Raw genomic sequence first — 19,192 nt, forward strand, 5'->3', positions numbered from 1 at the left:
CCCCTGCCGCGCGGGCGCGCGCCCCCGCGCCCCCGCCGGCGCGCCGCGGGGGGGGGCGCCGCCCCCGCCCCCCCCCCCCCCCGCCCCCCGGGCGGTTCGTCGTCCGCCCGGCTCAGCGCGAGGCGCGCAGCTCCGGCAGCTGGATCAGCTCGGTCTCGTCCTCCGGCGTCAGGTCCACCACGGTCGGCCCGTCCTGCTGCGACCCGTCCGACTGCGCCCGCTCGGCCGCCTGCGGCTCCCGCGCCTCCCCCCGCACCGCGGCCGACTCCGCCGCCCGGGCCTCGGCCTCGGCCTTAGCAGCCACCGCCTCGTCGCCCACCACGTCCGCCAGGTCCGTCCGCTCCCCCAGCTCGGCGACGCTGCCCACCGCCGGCGCCGGGGCCGCCGGGCGCACCGGCGCGCCCGAACCGCGACCGAAGAAGCTGAAGCCCTGCCCGCGCACCTGCCCGGACTGCACCGGCCGCGGTCGGTGCCGCTCCGCCGGTACGGGCGCCGCGGCCGGAACGGCCTGCGTCCCGCCGAGCTGACCGACCGTCGCCGTCAGCGCCGGGCGCACCGGCGCGGGCCGCACCGGCGACTCCGCCTCCGGCGCGGGGGCCGGCGCGGGGGCCGGGGCGGGCACCGCGGGCGCCACCGGGGCGGGCACCGACGAGGGTGCGGCCACCGGTGCGGCCTGGGCGACCGGGGCGGTGCGCGCCCGCAGCGCGACCTCGGCACCCGCCGTACGGGCCCGCCGCTCCTCCTGCTCGGCCGCGCGGCGCTCCAGCAGCCGCAGCACGGCCGCCGCGCGCACGTACGCGGCCGGACTGGCCGGGTACTTGGGACGGCTCGCGGCGAGCGCCCGCTGGGCCGCCTCGGCCTCCTTGAGCGCCTGCTCGGCCACCGTCACGGCCCGCTCCCGCAGCAGCCGGGCGATCTCGGTCTCCGCCTTCGCCAGGCGCGACTTCTCCGCCGTCAGCCGCCGCCCGAACCGGGTGGCCCGCTCCTCGGCGACCTCCGCCGCGTACTCGGCCTCCGCCAGCTGCTCCTCGAACCGCTCCTCGGCCCGCATGCGCTGCGCCGCGGACATCTCGGCGGCCGCCCGGGCCGCCTTGTCCCGCTGACGCAGCAACAGCGCGAAGCCGAGCGTCGCGATCAGCGCCGCGATGCCCACCGAGCGCACCAGGATGGTGTCCTGACTGAAAAGCAGAGCGGCCAGAGCGGCTACCAGCAGTACGCCGGCGGCGGTGGGGGGAAACACCCGGCCGAGGACGGAGGAATGACGGTGGCGTCCGCGAGACATGCCAAGAAACTAGCGTGCGAATTGGGGCTCTGTCAGCCCAGGGTCCCCTTCCGCCCTTGACAGGGGGCGGTTTTTACCGCACGTGCCCGGGTTTTCACTCAAGATCACGAAAAGGGACCTGCTCAGCGGTGGGAAGCCGCCGGACCACTAGGACCGTCGTGGTTCTCCGGCAACTTGCAGACGTGCTGGAGCCAGAGCGCCGCGGCGATCACCGCGACCCCCGCCAGCACCGCGAACCCGGCCGTGACGGCCTGGTCCTTGCGGGCCGACACGTCCAGCTCCCCCAGCAGGTAGATCCCGGCGCCCGCGTAGATGCCGGTGACCACCGCCGAGACCAGCGCGCTGGCCTGCCCCAGCACCAGCGCCCGGGCCGCCAGCAGCGGGTCGACGCCCTTGGCGCCGGGCTGGCGCTCGCGCACCGCCTTCAGCCGGGACCGCAGCGACAGCGCGGTCGCCAGCAGGATCACCGCCACCGCCGCCAGCACCACCGGCGCCGCGCCCGGCACCGCCGGCAGCGTGTCCAGGGAGGCCCACAGCTTGGAGCCGGCCCAGGACAGCGCCGTCGTGGCGGCGGTGATGCCGATCAGCAGACGGAGGCGAAGCAGCTTCACTCGGAGGAGGTCCTTCCCGGGGTACCAGAACGGCCGGCCGCCCGGTGACCCGGCGGGGCGGCGCCAGGCCACCGTACCGGGCCCGGCCGGGCGGACACCCGCGCGAACGGCGGACACCTACTGGTACGGCCGGGCCCCCGGTCGAGTTCCCCGACCAACGACCCCGGGGACTACTCCGGCAGCGTCAGCCGGATGTCCTCGCGGCGGATCACGCCCTGCGCGCCCGGGCCGCCGAGCGCGTCCAGCAGCACGTCGACCCGCCCGCGCCCGGGCACCTCGGCCTCCGGCTGCGCGTCCAGCCAGGGGGCCAGCACGAAGGCCCGCTCGTGCGAGCGGGGGTGCGGCAGCAGCAGCTGCGGGTCGTCGCTGACCTCGCCCTCGTAGGCCAGGATGTCGACGTCCAGGGTGCGCGGGCCCCAGTGCACGGTCCGCACCCGCCCGAAGGCGTCCTCGATCGCGTTGCCGCGCTCCAGCAGGTCCCGCGGGGGGAGCGAGGTCCGCAGCACGACGACCGCGTTGTAGTAGTTGGGCTGTTCCTCGGGGCCGCCGACGGCCTCGGTCTCGTAGACCGCGGAGACGGCCTTGATCTTCAGCCCCGGGGTGTCGGCGAGCGCGTCGACGGCGCCCTGCAGAGTGTCCAGCCGGTTGCCCAGGTTGCTGCCGAGCGCGATCACCGCGCAGCGCTGGCTGTGCAGGGTGGTGTCGGCGGAGTCCACCCGGCTCTCCAGGTCGAACGCGTTCGGCGTGGCGGTCGGGTCGCTGGTGCTCATGCGCCCGCCTCGTTTCGCTCGGCAGAGGCATTCGCCCGTGCGTGCCTCTTGGTCATTCGCTCGCTTCGCTCACTCATCGGGGATAGTCCTCTACATCGAGTACCGGGCGCGCAGCGGCAGTCATGCGCGGCCCCGGTGGATGGTCACGGTCACGTCGTCGAACGGCACGGTGATCGGGGCGTCCGGCTTGTGCACGGTGACCTCGACCTCCTCGACCGCTTCGTGCTTGAGGCACTGGTCGGCGATGCGCTGGGCCAGGGTCTCGATCAGGTCGACCGGCTCCCCGGCGATGATCGCGGTGACCTCCTCGGCCACGATGCCGTAGTGCGCCGTGCGGGTGAGGTCGTCTCCGGACGCGGCGGGGCGGGTGTCCAGGTACAGCACGAGGTCGACCACGAAGGTCTGGCCCTCGACGCGCTCGCGCTCGAAGACGCCGTGGTGGCCCCGGGCTCGCAGCCCCCGCAGGGTGACGCGGTCCAGCAAACGAATCACTGCTCCCAGTCGGACGGGCCCCACCCGGAGAAAGGCATGGACGGGCAGGGCGAAGGCGGGCAGCACGCCCGCCACTCCGTTTCGAATCTACCCGTGAGCACGGACAACGCCTGACCGTCCTACCCGGCAGGAAACGACGCCACGCGCACCTGAACGGCGATTGACGTGAACGTTCGGTGACCACTCGGGAATTCCCCGGAGGCGCACCGCCACCGCATTTGCGCAGTTGCCGGAATCAGTCCTCGTCGTCCTCGTCGCCGCTGGTCAGAACGGGTGAACCGTGGTGGGACCAGAGCTTCCACCCGGCCGGGGTACGACGGAACAGATTGGTCGACACGACCTTTCCGCCGACCAGCGGTCCGAGTTCGCCCTCCTCCTCCGCCTCGCCGCCGGACAGGATGTTCTCGGTGCACGTGACAAGGGCCACATCACCGTGGACCTCGGCCTCGACGTCGGTCAGGAAGAACTGGATGTACTCCGTGTTCATCATGATCAGCATGTACGAACGGGTCACCTGGGCCCGTCCGCGCAGCACCGGCCAGCCGGGGTGCACGCACACCACGCCGCCCTTGTCGTCGGCGTCCGCGGCCCCCAGCCAGGCCTCCTCGACCGCCTCCAGGTCCCCCCGTTCCAGCGCCTCGTAGAGTGCCCGGTTCGCCGCCAGCACGGCCTCCAGGTCCGCCTCGCGGGCCCGTCCGGCCGTGCCACCGCTCAACCTGCCGTCACCTGTCACAGACCCTCCCTCACCCCAACCGCGCCGCGCGCTGCCATGCCGCGACCACCCGGACGGCGTCCGCCGTGCCGGACACGTCGTGCACCCGCACCGCCCAGGCTCCGGCCCGGGCCGACAGCACCGACACCGCGGCCGTCGCGTCGTCGCGCTCCCGGGCCGGGCGCAGTTCCCCGGTTGCCGGGTCGGCGAGCAGCGTACCCAGGAACCGCTTGCGCGAAGCGGCCACGAGGACGGGACGGCCGAGCGCGGTGAGCGCGTCCAGCCGTCCGAGCAGCGCCCAGTTGTGCTCGGGGGTCTTGGCGAAGCCGAGCCCCGGGTCGAGGATCAGCTGGTCCTCCTTGACCCCGGCGGCCAGCAGCGCGTCCACCCGGTCGGTCAGCTCGGCGACGACGTCCCGCACCACGTCGTCGTAGACGGCCAGCCGCTGCATGTCGGCGGACTGCCCGCGCCAGTGCATCACCACGAAGGGCGCTCCGGTCTCGGCGACCACCCGGGCCATCGCCGGGTCCGCCAGCCCGCCGGAGACGTCGTTGACGACCACCGCGCCGGCCTCCACGGCCCGCTCGGCGACCGAGGCCCGCATGGTGTCGACGGAGACCATCACTCCGGCGTCGGCGAGCTCGCGCACCACCGGGACCACCCGGCGCAGCTCCTCCTCCTCGGGCACCCGCTGCGAGCCGGGCCGGGTGGACTCGCCACCGACGTCCACCAGGTCCGCGCCGCGGGCGCGCAGGGCCAGCCCGTGCGCGATCGCCTTGGCGGGGTCGTGCCAGAGCCCGCCGTCGGAGAAGGAGTCGGGCGTGACGTTGACCACGCCCATGACGGCGCAGCGTTCCAGTCGCGGCAGACCGGCCGGGAGGGAGAAGGACGGCGAATCGCTCATGCTGTCCATTATCGAACGCGCCGAAAACGAACGGAGCCCCCGCCGGGGAATCCCGGCGGGGGCGCTGTCCGGAGCACCGGAGCCACTCAGGCGGCCTCGGTGACCTCGCGGGTCGACGGGACCGGCATCAGGCCCTGGCGCTGGCGCCTGCGGCCGAAGCGCGGCATGCCGAGGGTGATGAAGGCCTCCGCCTGCATCGCGGCGAAGCCGATCCGCGGCAGGTCCCGGGTGTTCGGGAAGACCAGGAAGCGCGGCTCCCACTCGGGCTGGAACTTGGCGTTGAACTTGTACAGCGACTCGATCTGGAACCAGCGCGACAGGAACACCAGCAGTCCGCGCCAGGCGCGCAGCACCGGGCCCGCGCCGATCCGCTCGCCGCGGGCCAGTGCCGAGCGGAACATCGCGAAGTTGAGCGACACCCGGCGGACGCCCAGCGCGGGCACCGCCTGCAGGGCGGCGACGATCAGCAGCTCGTTCAGGCCGGGGTCGGCGGCGCGGTCGCGGCGCATCAGCTCCAGCGAGATGCCGTCCGGCCCCCAGGGCACGAAGTGCAGCACGGCCTTCAGGTCGTCGCCGCCCTCGCCCTCCTCCGGCTCCTTGTGGGCGGTGACCACCACGCAGTCGTCGTCCAGCGGGTCGCCGAAGCGGCCCAGCGCCATCGAGAAGCCGCGCTCGGTGTCGGTCCCGCGCCAGCGGGCGGCGGCGTCGGCGATCCGGTACTTCTCCTCGGCGGTGAGCTCGGAGACCCGGCGCACCTTGCAGGAGTAGCCGTTGCGCTCGATGCGCTTGACCATCTGCCGGACGTTGCGCATGGCGCGGCCGGCGAGCGAGAAGGCGGCGGTGTCGACGATCGCCTCGTCGCCCAGCTCCAGCGCGTCCAGGCCCGCCTCCCGGGTCCAGACCTCGCCGCCGACCTCGCTGCAGCCCATCACGGCCGGCACCCAGGCGTGCTCGCGCGCCTCGGTCATGAACACCTTGATCGCGCCCGGCCAGGCCTCGACGTCGCCGACCGGGTCGCCCGAGGCCAGCATCACGCCGGAGACCACCCGGTAGGAGATCGCGGCCTTGCCGGTGGGCGAGAACAGCACGCTCTTGTCGCGGCGCAGCGCGAAGTAGCCCAGCGAGTCGCGCTCGCCGTGCCGCGCCAGCAGCGCGCGGACCTTCTCCTCGTCCTCCTCGGTGAGCTCGGGCTTGGGCTTGCCCGGGCGCAGCGCCAGGTAGGCGGTGGTGAAGGCGGTCAGCAGGCCCAGCCCGCCCAGCAGGTAGGCGACCAGGTCGGACATCCGGATGTTGGTGTAGCGGACCGGGCCCTCGAAGCCGAACAGCCCGTACCCGACGTGCTCCAGGCGCTCGGCCAGACCCGGGTGCCCGATCTCGTACTTGGACCGGGTGCTCACGATCAGCAGGCCGAGCAGCACGCTGAGGACGCCCATGACGACCAGGTTGGCCACCGCCCGCCAGCGGGTGCGCGGGTCGGCCTTGGCGTAGAACTCGCGCCGGTGCAGCAGCATCACCGCGAGGACCGCCAGCGACACGACCGCCGGACCGATCTGGTGCCACCGCACGATGTGCAGCGCCGCGCTGACCGGCAGCAGCACGCAGACCACCCGCCAGGCCCGCCGCTTGCGCCGGCGCAGCGCGTGGGCGAGCGGCACCAGCAGGATGCCGACCATCAGCGTGCCGACCGCGGCCAGGCTGGTGGTGCCGCCGGGCAGCTGCCCGGCGAAGCTGTGCACCCTGGTGTGCCGGAGCTTGGGGAACACCGCGCTGGCGATGTCCAGCAGCCCGATCAGCAGACAGGCGTAGCCGACCGCGCCCGGGAGCCAGGCCCTCGGCACAGCGGCTGCCTGGGTACGCAGCGTCTGCAGGCCGCGGCGACGGCGCGGCGGCTGCTCGGGGCTCGGCTCAACGGACACGGGAACGCTCATGGAAGCTCAGCGTAGAGGCTGCGGTGCGGTGTCCGGTCACTCCGGGGGAGGACGCGTGATGGACCTTCATGCCTATTCCTTCATCAGGCAATGCGCATACCAAGGATCCGGAAACGGTCGGTAAACCGGGGCCGTGGACACGCTGCGGGGTTGAGCCGGTGGCGGGAGTCGGGGGAACGCCGCAGCGTGGCGCGGCAGGACCCCCCGGGACGCGTTACGTACGGTGGACGCCGCATTCTAGGGTGCCGGTTGCCTGCGACTTCCCCCGCCCTCCCGGCCCCCTCCCGGGCGCCCGGACAGCCTAGCTGCGGTGGCCCCACCTGACGGGCCGCCAGACGATGAGCCTGCCCCGACAGTGTCCCACCGGAAGGCCGACCGCATGGAACTGACCAGCGACGCACTGATGAACTCGCTGCTCGCACTCGGAACCGCGGCCCTGGTCACCACCCTGTGGGTCTGGCCCCGGCTGGGCCGGCAGCGGCCGCTGCCGGTGCTCGGCCGGATCGGCCTGCTGACGGTCGTTCAAGTGTCGATCGTGGCCGTGCTCGCGCTGTCGGTGAACAACTCGTTCGGGTTCTACACCTCCTGGGACGACCTGCTCGGCCACAGCGGCGCCAAGCTCGCGCTGACCAGCAACGAGAACCACAAGGGCGGCACCCCGGTCGCCGACGCGCTGATCCAGCCGACCACCGAGGGCGGACTGGAGACCGTCACCAACCTGCCGAAGGGCACCCCCGAGGAGGTCGGCAAGGTCGAGTCGGTCCAGGTCAGCGGCAAGGAGACGGGTTTCTCCGACCAGATGTTCGTCTACCTGCCGCCCGAGTACTTCGACCCGAAGTTCGCCCTGGTCCGCTTTCCCGTCCTGCTGGCCATCGCCGGCTACCCGGGCACGGCACTGAACCTGGTCAAGGACCTGTCCCTCCCGCAGACCGCGTACGAGCTGCAGCGCTCCGGCAAGATGCCGCCGACCGTCGTGGTGATGGTCCGCCCCGGCGTGGTCCCGTCCCGGGACACCGAGTGCGTGGACGTCCCCGGCGGGCCGCGCACCGAGGCCTGGTTCGCCAAGGACGTGCCCGAGGCCGTCCTCGCCACCTACCGGGTCGGCCGCACCGCCGGCTCCTGGGCCACCTTCGGCTACTCCACCGGGGGCAGCTGCGCGCTGCGCCTGGCGATGCGCTTCCCGAACGTCTTCGGCAGCGCGGCCAGCCTGCACGGCGACTTCACCGTGCGCCAGGACGGCTACACCGGCGGCGACCTCTTCAGCGGCGACAAGGCGCTGGCCCAGCAGCACGACCTCGGCTGGCGCCTGCAGAACCTGCCGGTGCCGCCGCTCAACGTGCTGGTGGTGTCCACCCGCAAGGAGTCGGACTACCCGCAGACCGTCCAGTTCGTCGACCAGGCCACCCAGGTCGCGGCGGCCAACCCGCAGTTCAAGGTCGACTCGCTCTACCTGGACGACGGCGGGCACAACATCGACAGCTGGATCAAGGAGCTGCCGGCCTCGCTCGAATGGCTGGGCACCCACCTCGGCTAGCGCGTGTGAGTGATTACCCGCCGGTCGGACCGTCCGGCCGACGGCTCGGGGGAACGTATCGCGGCCGTCCGCCCGCCACCCTCGGCGGGCGCCACCCCGGATCCGCGCAGGAGGCGCCTTGCTGAGCACCCGATCCCTCTTCGACGAGATCTACCGGAACGACCAGGCGTACCAGCTCTTCTGCAGCATCGCGGCGGGCGGCGAGGACCAGGGCGGCTGGGAGAACGAGCGGATCACCACACTCACCCGCGACCCGGTCCTGGCCCCGAAGGTCGCCCGGCACGGCGCGGACGAGCGCAAGCACGGCCGGATCTTCACCCAGCTGCTGAACAAGCGCGGCCTGCCCAAGGTGCCCGTCCCGGACGAGGCCGACTACTGCATGCTGCTGGAGCGCCAGGGCGTCGGCCTCTCCCACGAACGGCTGAACAGCGACGTCCCGCTGACCGACCGCGAGATCATCACCTACCTCGCGCACAGCCGGGTCACCGAGCAGCGCGCCGCCGAGCAGATGCGCCAGCTGGTCAAGGTGTACGCGGACAACCCCGAGATCGGCCGGGCGATGCGGATGATCTCCGCCGACGAGGACAACCACCTCGCGTACTGCCACGAGGAGCTGCTGCGGCTGCGGGCCGAGGGCCACGGCCCGTACATCCGGCACACCCTGGAGACCAGCGCCCGCGGCGAGATCCGCACCCACCGTGACGTCGGCCTGGCGGTCACCGCCCGGATGGCCCGGATCCTGCGCTGGCCGCGCTGGCAGCTGGCCGTGGTCACCCTCGGGGTGCACGCGCTCTACCTGTACGACCGCGCCTACGGCTGGCGCCGGATGGTCACGCTGCGGATGCCCGAGCGCCGCAACGCACTGGGCACCCCGGCTCCGCCGCACGCGGAGCACGAGGTGCCCTGAGCCGTTCGCCCTCCGGCGCCGTCCGGCTACCGGCCGATGATGAGGCTCATCGCCTCGGCCCGGGTGGCCGGGTCGCGCAGCTGGCCGCGCACGCACGAGGTGATGGTCTTGGCGCCGGGCTTGCGGATGCCTCGCATCGACATGCACATGTGCTCGCACTCGACCACGACGATCGCCCCGCGCGGCTCCAGGATGCGCATCAGCGCGTCGGCCACCTGGCTGGTCAACCGCTCCTGCACCTGCGGGCGGCGGGCGTAGACGTCGACCAGCCGGGCGAGCTTGGACAGCCCGGTGATCTTGCCGCTGGTGGACGGGATGTACCCGACGTGCGCCACGCCGCGGAACGGCACCAGGTGGTGCTCGCAGACCGAGGTCAGCTCGATGTCCTTGACCAGCACCATCTCGTCGTGGCCGAGGTCGAAGGTCGTCGTCAGGACCTCCTCCGGCTCCTGCCACAGGCCCGCGAATATCTCCTTGTAGGCGCGCGCGACCCGGGCCGGGGTCTCCAGCAGGCCCTCGCGGTCCGGGTCCTCCCCCACGGCGAGCAGCAGCTCGCGAATGGCGTTCTCGGCCCGCTTCTGGTCGAAGGTCCCGACGGCGGGCGGACCGTCGAGCGTCACCGGGTCGATCATGCGGGCCTCGCTTACATGTGGGGAAGACTCTGGCTGAACAGCACGGATGCCGCGCCTCCAGGGTACAAACCCTGGTGACGCGGCATCCATTCCCTACGGGACCGGGATCAGCCCTCGACCGGCGGCTCGGCCGCCGGCAGCGGCGGGAGCTTCACGACGTCGACCGGAGCGGCCTCCCCGGCAGCGGCGCCGTTGGTGAGCGCCAGCTCCTTCGGGGACTGCACCGGCGGCCGGGTGGACGGCGTACGACGGGTGGAACCCGTCCACGCCGGCCGGGCCGGACGCTTGACGATCGGGGCGAAGACCTCGGCGATCTGCTCCTTGTTCAGGGTCTCCTTCTCCAGGAGCTCCAGCACCAGGTTGTCGAGCACGTCGCGGTTCTCGACCAGGATCTCCCAGGCCTCGTTGTGCGCGCTCTCGATGAGCTTCTTGACCTCTTCGTCGACCAGCGCGGCGACCTCTTCCGAGTAGTCGCGCTGGTGGCCCATCTCACGGCCCAGGAACGGCTCCGAGTTGTCGGACCCGAACTTGATCGCGCCCAGACGCTCGGTCATGCCGTACTGGGTGACCATGGCCCGCGCCGTGGCGGTGGCCTTCTCGATGTCGTTCGAGGCACCGGTGGTCGGGTCGTGGAAGACCAGCTCCTCCGCCGCGCGCCCGCCCAGCATGTAGGCCAGCTGGTCGAGCATCTCGTTGCGGGTGGTGGAGTACTTGTCCTCGTCCGGCAGCACCATGGTGTAGCCGAGGGCCCGGCCGCGGGACAGGATGGTGATCTTGTGCACCGGGTCGCTGTACTGGCAGGCCGCCGCGACCAGGGCGTGACCGCCCTCGTGGTACGCGGTGATCTTCTTCTCCTTGTCGGACATGATCCGCGTGCGCTTCTGCGGACCCGCCACGACGCGGTCGATCGCCTCGTCCAGGATGCCGTTGTCGATCAGCTTCTTGTCCGAACGGGCGGTCAGCAGCGCCGCCTCGTTGAGGACGTTCGACAGGTCGGCACCGGTGAAGCCGGGGGTGCGCTTGGCGACGGCCGACAGGTCGACGTCGGGCGCGATCGGCTTGCCCTTCTGGTGCACCTTGAGGATGTCCAGCCGGCCCTGGAGGTCGGGGCGCTCCACCGCGATCTGGCGGTCGAAGCGGCCCGGGCGCAGCAGCGCCGGGTCCAGGATGTCGGGGCGGTTGGTCGCGGCGATCAGGATCACGCCGCCCTTGACGTCGAAGCCGTCCATCTCGACCAGCAGCTGGTTGAGGGTCTGCTCGCGCTCGTCGTGGCCGCCGCCGAGACCCGCACCGCGGTGCCGGCCGACGGCGTCGATCTCGTCGACGAAGACGATCGCCGGGGCGTTCGCCTTGGCCTGCTCGAAGAGGTCGCGGACGCGGCTGGCGCCGACACCGACGAACATCTCGACGAAGTCCGAGCCGGAGATGGAGTAGAACGGCACCCCGGCCTCGCCCGCGACGGCACGCGCCAGCAGGGTCTTGCCGGTACCGGGCGGGCCGTAGAGCAGCACACCCTTGGGGATCTTGGCGCCGACGGCCTGGAACTTGGCCGGCTCCTGCAGGAACTCCTTGATCTCGTGGAGCTCCTCGACCGCCTCGTCCGCGCCTGCGACGTCGGAGAAGGTGGTCTTCGGGGTGTCCTTGGTGAGCAGCTTGGCCTTGGACTTGCCGAACTGCATGACGCGGGAACCGCCGCCCTGCATCTGGTTCATCAGGAACAGGAAGACCAGGACGATGATCACGATCGGCAGCATCGACAGCAGCAGGCTGACGAAGGTGCTCTGCTTCTCCGGGCTGACGGTGTAGCCCTCGGCGAGCGTGCTCGCGTCCTTGTCGTTGATCTGGGCCTGCAGCTTGTCGGCGATCGCGACACCCTGGTCGCCGATGTACGAGGCCTGGAACTTGGTACCGGACGGGGTCTTGCCCGTACCGGCGGTGGGCAGCGTTGCGCCGTCCTTCAGCTGGATCTTGATCGTGTTCGAGTCACCGGTGGTGATCTGCGCCGACTTGACGTTGTGCGCGTCGATCGCCGCGACGACCTGGCCGGTGTCCACCGTCTTGTAGCCGTTCGAGTCCGAAACGACCTGCATCAAGACGATGACGGCGAGGACGGCCAGCACGATCCACATGATCGGCGCACGGAAGTATCGCTTGACGTCCATCCATGCGGGGCGTTGCCGCCCCGTCCCTCCTGCCACTCAACGGCGCCGGGTGGCTGTGGGCCGCGGCGCATCCGAATCGGTGCTCATGTGAAGAGCGGTTTATTGGACCGTACCGCAGTCGGACCCACCCATGGCGGGAGCGCGGCGACACGGCTGTGGTTCTTTGGTCCCCCCGGTCCAACGGGCGGGAACAACCTACTGTTCCCGCCCATAACCCGAACGGGCCCTCAGCCGCCGTAGACGTGCGGGGCGAGGGTGCCGATGAAGGGGAGATTACGCAGCTTCTCCGCGTAGTCCAGGCCGTAGCCGACCACGAACTCGTTCGGAATGTCGAAACCGACGTACTTCACGTCGATCTCGACCTTGGCCGCGTCCGGCTTGCGCAGCAGGGTGCAGACCTCCAGCGAGGCCGGGCCGCGCGACCCCAGGTTGCCCAGCAGCCAGGACAGCGTCAGACCGGAGTCGATGATGTCCTCGACGATCAGGACGTCACGGCCGGCGATGTCGGTGTCCAGGTCCTTCAGGATCCGCACCACGCCGGAGGACTTGGTGCCCATCCCGTACGAGGAAACGGCCATCCAGTCCATGGTGACCTGCGAGTGCAGGGCCCGGGCGAGGTCGGCCATGACCATCACGGCACCCTTGAGGACGCCGACGATCAGCAGGTCCTTGCCTGCGTAGTCCCGGTCGATGCGCTCGGCAAGCTCCAGGAGCTTGGCGTCGATCTCGTCCTTGCTGATGAGCACCTTCGCGAGGTCAGCGCCCATGTCGTTCTGGTCCACCGGGGATACGTCCTCAAACGTTCGGGGTCTGTGTGGCCGGCGGCCGGCTCCCCCAGGGGCGTGCCTCGCCCGTCAGTCACCCTGCCGCCGGAAGACCAGCGTGCCACACCTGCGGGTGGCCTCGACGCCCCCGGGTAGGTGCAGCGGTCCCTGGCCCCGCCATCCGGTGACCAGCAGGTCGATCGTCTCCAGGTGCCGGGCGAACAGGTCCCCGGCCGGACAGCCCGCCCGCAGCGCGGCCCGGCGCAGCACCCGGCGCCGGACGGCCGGCGGGAGTTCGGCCAGTTTGACGGCGTCCAGGGTGCCTTCGCCCGTACGGAGGTCGCGTTCGGCCAGAGAGGCCCACTGGTCGAGGGCGTCGGCGTCGTCGCGGAACAGCCGGGCGGTGCGGGCCAGCGCCTCGACCACGCCGCCGCCCAGGTGCTTCTCCAGCACCGGCAGCACCTCGTGGCGGACCCGGGAGCGGGTGTAGGCGGGATCACAGTTGTGCGGGTCGTCCCAGACCGGGATCGACTGCGCGGAGCAGGCCTGCCGGGTGGCGGCCCGATCCAGTTCCAGCAGGGGGCGGCGGTAGCGGCCCTTCTGGGCCGGCATCCCGGCCAGCGAGCGGGCGCCCGAACCGCGGGCCAGGCCCAGCAGCACGGTCTCGGCCTGGTCGTCCCGGGTGTGGCCGAGCAGCACGGCGATCGCGCCGTGACGCTCGGCGGCCTCGTCCAGGGCCGCGTAGCGGGCGTCCCGGGCGGCGGCCTCCGGGCCGCCGGCGCGGCCGACCCGGACCGGGACCGCCTCGACCGGGTCGAGGCCGAGCGAGCGCAGCCGGTCGGCGACCTGGTCGGCGCGCTCGGCGGAGCCGGGCTGCAGGCCGTGGTCGACGGTGACGGCGCCGACCCGCAGGCCGATCTTGGGGGCCTCGAAGGCGGTGGCGATGGCCAGCGCCATGGAGTCCGCACCGCCGCTGACGGCGACCAGGACCAGCGGCGAGCCGGGCGCGGCCGGGGTGCGGGGCAACCCGGACGGGTGGCGAGCGGCGTTGCCGATCAGGGTGGTGCCGACGGCGGCACCCACCAGCGGCGCCACGGCGGGGCGCTCGCGGGGCTCGCGCACGGGCGCGGTGAAGGTGGAACCGGCCTCGGCGGCGAGGTCGGTGAGCGTGCGGCGAACGGCCAGGCGTATCGCGGCGACGGCGGGGTGAGGGCCCACGGCGGACGACTCCTCGACGGAGGGGACAGGACTGCGGCGGGCGGCGGGGACCGCGCACCTGCATGAGCACCCTGTTACCGGGCGCTCACAGATGGTGGCAGAAAGTCGCGACCCGCTACGCCACCCGCGCCACCGGTACGACCACCGTCCCACGTTCGGGTGAATGAAGAAACGCTTCTTCACTCGCCCTCTGCCCGATTGGACCACTCGTACGAGCGGGTTTGACCGCCGCGCGCCGCTTGCCGTCCGGCTCGCGGCGCGGCGGCGTCCCGGCCGGCCCGCTCGTGACGCTCAGCGGGCCACCCGGGCCACCCAGGCGGCCGGGTCGTGGATCTCCTCCTTGGTCGGAAGGGTGTTCGGGGACGTCCACACCCGGTTGAACCCCTCCATGCCGACCTGCTCCACCACCCCGCGCACGAACACCGCGCCGTCCTGGTACTGGCGCAGCTTGGCGTCCATGCCCAGCAGCCGGCGCAGCAGCAGGTCGAGCCGGTTCGCACCACGGTCCCGGCGCTGCTGGAACTTCTCCCGGATCTCCGCGACCGTCGGCACCACCGCCGGGCCGACACCGTCCATCACCACGTCCGCGTGGCCCTCCAGCAGCGACATCACGGCCGTCAGCCGGCCGAGGATCTCGCGCTGCGCGGGCGACTGGACGATCTCCATCAGGTTCGACGAGGAGGCGCCCTCCCGGCCGCCCACGCCCGGCAGCCCGCCGAACGAACCCGCGGCGTCGCGCAGCCGGTCCAGCAGCGCGCCCGGGTCGACGTCCGTCTCGGTGAGGAAGGACTGCACCTCCGACTGGATGTGGTCGCGCAGCCACGGCACCGCGGTGAACTGCGTCCGGTGCGTCTCCTCGTGCAGGCAGACCCAGAGCCGGAAGTCGGACGGGTCGACGTCCAGCTCCCGCTCGACGTGCACGATGTTCGGCGCCACCAGCAGCAGCCGGCCCGGCCCGGGGCCCTCCGGCCCCAGCCGCGGCTTGTCGAACAGCGCCGCCGGGCTGTCCGGCGCCTCCAGCGAGGGCTCGGCCGGGGCGAAGGTCTCGTACTGGCCCAGCACCTTGGTCGCCAGGAACGCCAGCAGCGCCCCGACCTCGATGCCGGTCGCCTTCTCCCCCACCGTGCCGAACACCCCGGCCGTCGCGCTGTTCGCGCGGCGGGCCTGCAGCTTCTCCACCAGCGGCTGGACGACCGTGCGGAAGCCCGCCACGTTGGCCCGCACCCACCCGGGGCGGTCCACCACCAGGACCGGCGTCGCCGCGGCCCGCGCCAGGCTCGACGACCGCATGCCGGTGAACGCCCGTACGTGCTCCTCCGCCTCCAGGGCGTGCCGGCGCAGCTCGGCGACCACCGCCGCGGCTTCCGCCCGGCTCACCTCCGGCCCCGGCCGCACCAGTCTGGTCGCAGTTGCGACCGCGAGGTTCCAGTCGACCATGTCAGCACCGCCACTCGCGCTCGTCATGCCCTCACCGTACGTGCTCCCCACCACCAACGGCAGCCACCTGCCCGGAACACCCCTCCCCGACACCGCCGCCCCGCGCCGGTCCAGGCCCAGCGGGCACACCGGCCCCACGGCGGCCCGGATTCGGCGGCCCGTTTCACCGGTCCGTTCCACCGGTCCGAGCAGCGCCGGGGAAGGCGCGCCGGAGCCGCGCACGGGCGGTGCGGGCGGGTCAGTGGCAGCCGCAGGCGGCGAGGTGGGCGGCGATGCGGTCCATCGCCGCCCGGGCGGTGTCGACGGGCGCGGGAGTGCGGGTCATCACGGCGAAGGCGAGGAGCCGGCCGTCGGCGTCGACGACGGTGCCGGCGAGGGTGTTGACGCCCCTGAGGGTGCCGGTCTTGGCGCGGATCAGGCCGGCCGCGCCGGCGGCGCCGGAGCCACTGCCGTAGCGCTTGCCGAGGGTGCCGGTGAAACCGGCGACCGGGAGGCCGGTGAGGACCGGCCGCAGCGCGGGGTGCTGCTCGGAGGCGGCCAGGGAGAGGAGGCGGACCAGGACGGCGGGCGGTATCGCGTTGTCCGGGTGCAGGCCGCTGCCGTCGTCGAGGACCACGCCCGTCATCGGCACGCCGAGCCGGGCGAGCTCCTGGGTGACGGCGGCGGCCGCCCCCTCGAAGCTGGCCGGCTGATGGGCGGCGAGGGCGACCTGACGGGCGATCGCCTCGGCGAGCTGGTTGTCGGAGGTGGTCAGCAGGCGCTCGACCAGCCGGTCGACCGTGGGCGAGTCGACCCGGCCGAGGACGGGCGCGTCGGCGGCGGCCGGGGCGGCGGCGGGCCTGGCCCTGCCCTCCACCGTGACGCCCTGGGCCCTGAGCAGGGCGGCGAAGGCCTCGGCGGCGGCGCCGGCCGGGTCGGCGACGCGGTCGGGCGCCTCCTCGCGGCTCCTCGGGTCCGCCTTGGCCTCGTCCACCATCAGCGGGACGACCAGGGCGATGTTCTGCGCGTCGTGGTTCCGGTGCTGCGGGTTGCCGCTGTACAGCGACAGGTCGTAGTCCAGCTTGACGGTGGTGGTGCCGGCGGCGGCGAGGGCGGCGGCGGTCTGCCGGGCGAGGGCGTCCAGCGAGGCGGGGGCGGTGTCGGCGTCGGCGGGCTGGCCGCCGATCTGCACCTGGTCGGCGGGCAGTGCGGTGAGCGTCGGGTCGCCGCCGCCGACCAGGGTGACCGTGCCGGGTTCCGCGCCTCGGACCACCCGGGTGGTCAGTCGGGCGTCGCCGGGGATCAGGGACAGGGCCGCGACCGAGGTGGCCAGTTTGGTGGTGGAGGCGGGCGTGGCCGGGGCGTTCTCCCCGGAGCCGTACAGGAGTTGACCGCCGGCGGCGTCCGCGACGGCGAAGGTGACCTCGCCGAGGTTCCGGTCGGCGAGCGCGGCGGCGAGCGCCTGCTGCAGGCCCTGCGTGCTGGGGGCCGCGGCCTCCGGACCGGCCGCGGCGGCGGCCAGGACGGCGCCCGGCACGGGGCCCGGTCGCGCGGCCGCCGCGTCACCGCCGCCGGTGGCGGGCGCGGAGGCCGGCGCGGAGGCGGGCGATCCGGACCGGCGGCCGGGCGTGGCACTCCGGCCTTCGCCGGACCCGGGCCCGGCGCCGACCTTCCCGTGGTCGCCCTTCCTGCCGTCGTGCCCGTCCCCGCTGTCGCGCTCGTCGTCCTCGCCGTGCCCGGCGCTGTGCCCGCCCGGGACCGGGGACGGCTGGGCGTACGCACCGCTCGCGGTCAGGACCGTCCCGGCGACCAGGACCGCCGCCCCGAACAGCCCCGCGGCCGTCCCCCTGCGGCGGCGAGCCGCCCCTCCCCCAGCGCCCACCGACCGGCCCCTTTCCCGAGCACTCACTCCCGTAGGAGACACTTGGATTCTGTCAGTCCCTACCTTGGAGGAACCGTTGGAATTCGACGTCCTTATCGAAATCCCGAAGGGCTCTCGTAACAAGTACGAGGTCGACCACGAGACCGGCCGTCTGCGGCTCGACCGGATGCTCTTCACCTCGACCCGTTACCCGGCGGACTACGGCTACGTCGAGGGCACGCTCGGCGAGGACGGCGACCCGCTGGACGCCCTGGTCATCCTGGACGAGCCGACCTTCCCGGGTTGCCTCATCAAGTGCCGCGCCATCGGCATGTTCCACATGACCGACGAGGCCGGCGGCGACGACAAGCTGCTCTGCGTCCCGGCGACCGACCCGCGCTGGGAGCACCTGCGGGACATCCACCACGTGTCGGAGTTCGACCGCCTGGAGATCCAGCACTTCTTCGAGGTCTACAAGGACCTGGAGCCCGGCAAGTCCGTCGAGGGCGCCAACTGGGTCGGCCGCTCCGAGGCCGAGGCCGAGGTCACCGCTTCGATCAAGCGTCTGGCGGACCAGGGCGGTCACTGAGCCGTCGTTCCGATCTCGTTCGATCAGGGCAGTTCGAGGTAGGTCGGGACAGCACGGGGCCGGGGTTCACGGATTCGTCCGCGGACCCCGGCCCCTGTCGCACCCGGGGCCGTGTCGCAGCCGGCCCGGGTCGCAACCGGGCCCGGGACCCTCGCGGAACGGGTTGCCGACAGACTGTCGACAACCCGAGAGGTCAGGTTAGGCTAACCAATATGACGGGGTCGAAGCCGACCCGGCCGCAGCCGATCCCTGGAGGCCGCATGCCCGCGCCCGAGACCCTCCCGTTCTCCACCGTGCTCCGCACCGCCAGCAGCGAGGAGCACGAGGCCGCCGAACACTCCTCGTTCATGAGCCGCCTGCTCGGCGGACAGCTCGGGATCGAGGCGTACGCCGACCTCACCGGCCAACTCTGGTACGTCTACCGGGCCCTGGAGAGCCGGACCGAGCAGCTCGCCGCACACTCCCTGGCCGGGCCCTTCGTCGACCGGTCGCTGCTGCGCACCGCCGCCATCGAGCACGACCTGGTGCACCTGCGCGGCCCCGACTGGCGGGACGGCCTGGCCCCGCTCCCGGCCACCGCCGCGTACGTCGCACGGGTCGAGGAGCTGACCACCGGGTGGCCGGCCGGGTACATCGCGCACCACTACACCCGCTACCTCGGCGACCTGTCGGGCGGCCAAATCATCCGGGGCATCGCGGAGAAGACCTGGGGCTTCGCGCGCAAGGGCGACGGCGTGCGGTTCTACGTCTTCGAGGAGGTCGACAACCCGGCCGCCTTCAAGCGCGAGTACCGGGCCAGGCTGGACACGGCAGGGGCCGCGATGGACGAGGTCGAGCGGCGCCGGGTGGTCGAGGAGTGCAAGCGGGCCTTCGTGCTCAACGGAGCGGTCTTCCGTGACCTCGACACCCGCTACCCACTGAGCGCGTAGCCGCTTCCACGCGTTCCACGCGACAACGGGGTCGGCCCCGGCGAGCGACCGCCCGCCGACGCCGACCCCTGACACATCCTCAGACCCTTTGGGCACCAAGGCGGTTGCATACCGGCACGACGGCGCTGCCGCCGACCGGCAGCAGACCCGCCGCGGTGGCGGGCAGCGGGACCACCGGGGTGCCGCCGGTGCCTCCGGAGCAGGGCTGACCCGGGTCAGTCCTCCAGCCGGAAGCCGACCTTCATGCAGACCTGGAAGTGCTTGATCCGGCCGTCCTCCAGATGGCCCCGGACCTGCGAGACCTCGAACCAGTCGAGGTTGCGCAGCGTCTGGGCGGCCCGCTCCACCCCGTTGCGGATCGCGGCGTCGATGCTCTCGGTCGACGACCCGACGATCTCGGTCACCCGGTACACGTGGTCGGTCATGGCGGACTCCCTCAGCTGTGCGACGGCCCCCGGTCCACCGTGCACCGCCGCCGCGC

General features: G+C 72.7%; 18 protein-coding genes. 4 read left to right on the plus strand and 14 right to left on the minus strand.

Going from position 1 to position 19,192, the window contains the following annotated elements:
- Nucleotides 1-112: 112 nt before the first annotated feature.
- The 7 genes from ACFV0O_RS38575 to ACFV0O_RS38605 form a co-directional block, all read right to left on the minus strand.
- Nucleotides 113-1,282, minus strand: a complete 1,170-nt coding sequence (locus ACFV0O_RS38575; RefSeq protein WP_380349033.1) for a hypothetical protein — start codon at nt 1,280-1,282, stop codon at nt 113-115.
- A 122-nt stretch (nt 1,283-1,404) separates the two neighbouring features.
- Nucleotides 1,405-1,893: a DUF3180 domain-containing protein gene (locus ACFV0O_RS38580; RefSeq protein ID WP_380349034.1), complete on the minus strand. Its 489-nt coding sequence runs from the start codon at nt 1,891-1,893 to the stop codon at nt 1,405-1,407.
- 170 nt (nt 1,894-2,063) lie between these two features.
- On the minus strand, nt 2,064-2,663 hold the full coding sequence (folK, locus tag ACFV0O_RS38585; RefSeq protein ID WP_360264092.1) for a 2-amino-4-hydroxy-6-hydroxymethyldihydropteridine diphosphokinase: 600 nt from the start codon (nt 2,661-2,663) through the stop codon (nt 2,064-2,066).
- A 120-nt stretch (nt 2,664-2,783) separates the two neighbouring features.
- Complete coding sequence (gene folB, locus ACFV0O_RS38590) at nt 2,784-3,143, minus strand: dihydroneopterin aldolase (RefSeq protein WP_030059580.1); 360 nt, start codon at nt 3,141-3,143, stop codon at nt 2,784-2,786.
- Between the two features lie 247 nt (nt 3,144-3,390).
- Nucleotides 3,391-3,870 (minus strand): nuclear transport factor 2 family protein, encoded by a 480-nt coding sequence (locus ACFV0O_RS38595; protein ID WP_360264090.1) that lies wholly within the window; start codon nt 3,868-3,870, stop codon nt 3,391-3,393.
- Nucleotides 3,871-3,898: 28 nt separating this feature from the next.
- The gene (folP, locus tag ACFV0O_RS38600; protein ID WP_380349036.1) at nt 3,899-4,771 is read right to left on the minus strand and encodes a dihydropteroate synthase; all 873 of its coding nucleotides are present in this window, start codon (nt 4,769-4,771) and stop codon (nt 3,899-3,901) included.
- Between the two features lie 86 nt (nt 4,772-4,857).
- The gene (locus ACFV0O_RS38605; protein ID WP_380349038.1) at nt 4,858-6,699 is read right to left on the minus strand and encodes a phosphatidylglycerol lysyltransferase domain-containing protein; all 1,842 of its coding nucleotides are present in this window, start codon (nt 6,697-6,699) and stop codon (nt 4,858-4,860) included.
- A 379-nt stretch (nt 6,700-7,078) separates the two neighbouring features.
- Here ACFV0O_RS38605 and ACFV0O_RS38610 point away from each other — a divergent pair, with 379 nt between their 5' ends.
- Both ACFV0O_RS38610 and ACFV0O_RS38615 read left to right on the plus strand, forming a co-directional pair.
- The gene (locus ACFV0O_RS38610) at nt 7,079-8,233 is read left to right on the plus strand and encodes an alpha/beta hydrolase (RefSeq protein WP_380349040.1); all 1,155 of its coding nucleotides are present in this window, start codon (nt 7,079-7,081) and stop codon (nt 8,231-8,233) included.
- A gap of 118 nt (nt 8,234-8,351) precedes the next feature.
- Nucleotides 8,352-9,140: a ferritin-like domain-containing protein gene (locus ACFV0O_RS38615; RefSeq protein WP_380349042.1), complete on the plus strand. Its 789-nt coding sequence runs from the start codon at nt 8,352-8,354 to the stop codon at nt 9,138-9,140.
- 26 nt (nt 9,141-9,166) lie between these two features.
- Here ACFV0O_RS38615 and folE read toward each other — a convergent pair whose 3' ends face one another.
- From folE to dacB, 6 genes are all read right to left on the minus strand, one after another.
- Nucleotides 9,167-9,772, minus strand: coding sequence for a GTP cyclohydrolase I FolE (gene folE, locus ACFV0O_RS38620; RefSeq protein ID WP_329883966.1), 606 nt, complete (start codon nt 9,770-9,772; stop codon nt 9,167-9,169).
- A gap of 107 nt (nt 9,773-9,879) precedes the next feature.
- A complete protein-coding gene (ftsH, locus tag ACFV0O_RS38625; protein WP_360264076.1) occupies nt 9,880-11,934 on the minus strand; it encodes an ATP-dependent zinc metalloprotease FtsH in 2,055 nt (684 codons plus the stop codon).
- Nucleotides 11,935-12,161: 227 nt separating this feature from the next.
- Complete coding sequence (gene hpt, locus ACFV0O_RS38630; RefSeq protein WP_030059589.1) at nt 12,162-12,716, minus strand: hypoxanthine phosphoribosyltransferase; 555 nt, start codon at nt 12,714-12,716, stop codon at nt 12,162-12,164.
- 72 nt (nt 12,717-12,788) lie between these two features.
- Nucleotides 12,789-13,916, minus strand: a complete 1,128-nt coding sequence (gene tilS / locus ACFV0O_RS38635) for a tRNA lysidine(34) synthetase TilS (RefSeq protein WP_380349045.1) — start codon at nt 13,914-13,916, stop codon at nt 12,789-12,791.
- A gap of 291 nt (nt 13,917-14,207) precedes the next feature.
- Nucleotides 14,208-15,380: a zinc-dependent metalloprotease gene (locus ACFV0O_RS38640; protein WP_360264071.1), complete on the minus strand. Its 1,173-nt coding sequence runs from the start codon at nt 15,378-15,380 to the stop codon at nt 14,208-14,210.
- A gap of 211 nt (nt 15,381-15,591) precedes the next feature.
- Nucleotides 15,592-17,214 carry a D-alanyl-D-alanine carboxypeptidase/D-alanyl-D-alanine-endopeptidase gene (gene dacB, locus ACFV0O_RS38645; RefSeq protein ID WP_380349047.1) on the minus strand — a complete coding sequence of 541 codons (1,623 nt, stop codon included), beginning with the start codon at nt 17,212-17,214 and terminating at the stop codon, nt 15,592-15,594.
- Between the two features lie 76 nt (nt 17,215-17,290).
- On the opposite strand from dacB, the gene ACFV0O_RS38650 reads away from it, so the two are divergent.
- The gene (locus ACFV0O_RS38650; protein ID WP_360264066.1) at nt 17,291-17,782 is read left to right on the plus strand and encodes an inorganic diphosphatase; all 492 of its coding nucleotides are present in this window, start codon (nt 17,291-17,293) and stop codon (nt 17,780-17,782) included.
- 260 nt (nt 17,783-18,042) lie between these two features.
- Complete coding sequence (locus ACFV0O_RS38655; protein ID WP_380349049.1) at nt 18,043-18,711, plus strand: heme oxygenase (biliverdin-producing); 669 nt, start codon at nt 18,043-18,045, stop codon at nt 18,709-18,711.
- A 215-nt stretch (nt 18,712-18,926) separates the two neighbouring features.
- Here ACFV0O_RS38655 and ACFV0O_RS38660 read toward each other — a convergent pair whose 3' ends face one another.
- Complete coding sequence (locus ACFV0O_RS38660) at nt 18,927-19,136, minus strand: dodecin (protein WP_360264060.1); 210 nt, start codon at nt 19,134-19,136, stop codon at nt 18,927-18,929.
- Between the last annotated feature and the right edge of the window lie 56 nt (nt 19,137-19,192).

Origin of the sequence: Kitasatospora sp. NPDC059577 (assembly GCF_042735475.1) — a bacterium.
Lineage (GTDB): Bacteria > Actinomycetota > Actinomycetes > Streptomycetales > Streptomycetaceae > Kitasatospora.

Excerpts from the sequence above, each read along its gene's own strand:
- ACFV0O_RS38660 (WP_360264060.1), bottom strand. The coding sequence starts at position 19,136 with ATGACCGACCACGTGTACCGGGTGACCGAGATCGTCGGGTCGTCGACC.
- ACFV0O_RS38605 (WP_380349038.1), bottom strand. The coding sequence starts at position 6,699 with ATGAGCGTTCCCGTGTCCGTTGAGCCGAGCCCCGAGCAGCCGCCGCGC.
- ftsH (WP_360264076.1), bottom strand. The coding sequence starts at position 11,934 with ATGGACGTCAAGCGATACTTCCGTGCGCCGATCATGTGGATCGTGCTG.
- ACFV0O_RS38610 (WP_380349040.1), top strand. The coding sequence starts at position 7,079 with ATGGAACTGACCAGCGACGCACTGATGAACTCGCTGCTCGCACTCGGA.
- ACFV0O_RS38655 (WP_380349049.1), top strand. The coding sequence starts at position 18,043 with ATGCCCGCGCCCGAGACCCTCCCGTTCTCCACCGTGCTCCGCACCGCC.
- ACFV0O_RS38575 (WP_380349033.1), bottom strand. The coding sequence starts at position 1,282 with ATGTCTCGCGGACGCCACCGTCATTCCTCCGTCCTCGGCCGGGTGTTT.
- folE (WP_329883966.1), bottom strand. The coding sequence starts at position 9,772 with ATGATCGACCCGGTGACGCTCGACGGTCCGCCCGCCGTCGGGACCTTC.
- folK (WP_360264092.1), bottom strand. The coding sequence starts at position 2,663 with ATGAGCACCAGCGACCCGACCGCCACGCCGAACGCGTTCGACCTGGAG.
- folP (WP_380349036.1), bottom strand. The coding sequence starts at position 4,771 with ATGAGCGATTCGCCGTCCTTCTCCCTCCCGGCCGGTCTGCCGCGACTG.
- ACFV0O_RS38640 (WP_360264071.1), bottom strand. The coding sequence starts at position 15,380 with ATGACGAGCGCGAGTGGCGGTGCTGACATGGTCGACTGGAACCTCGCG.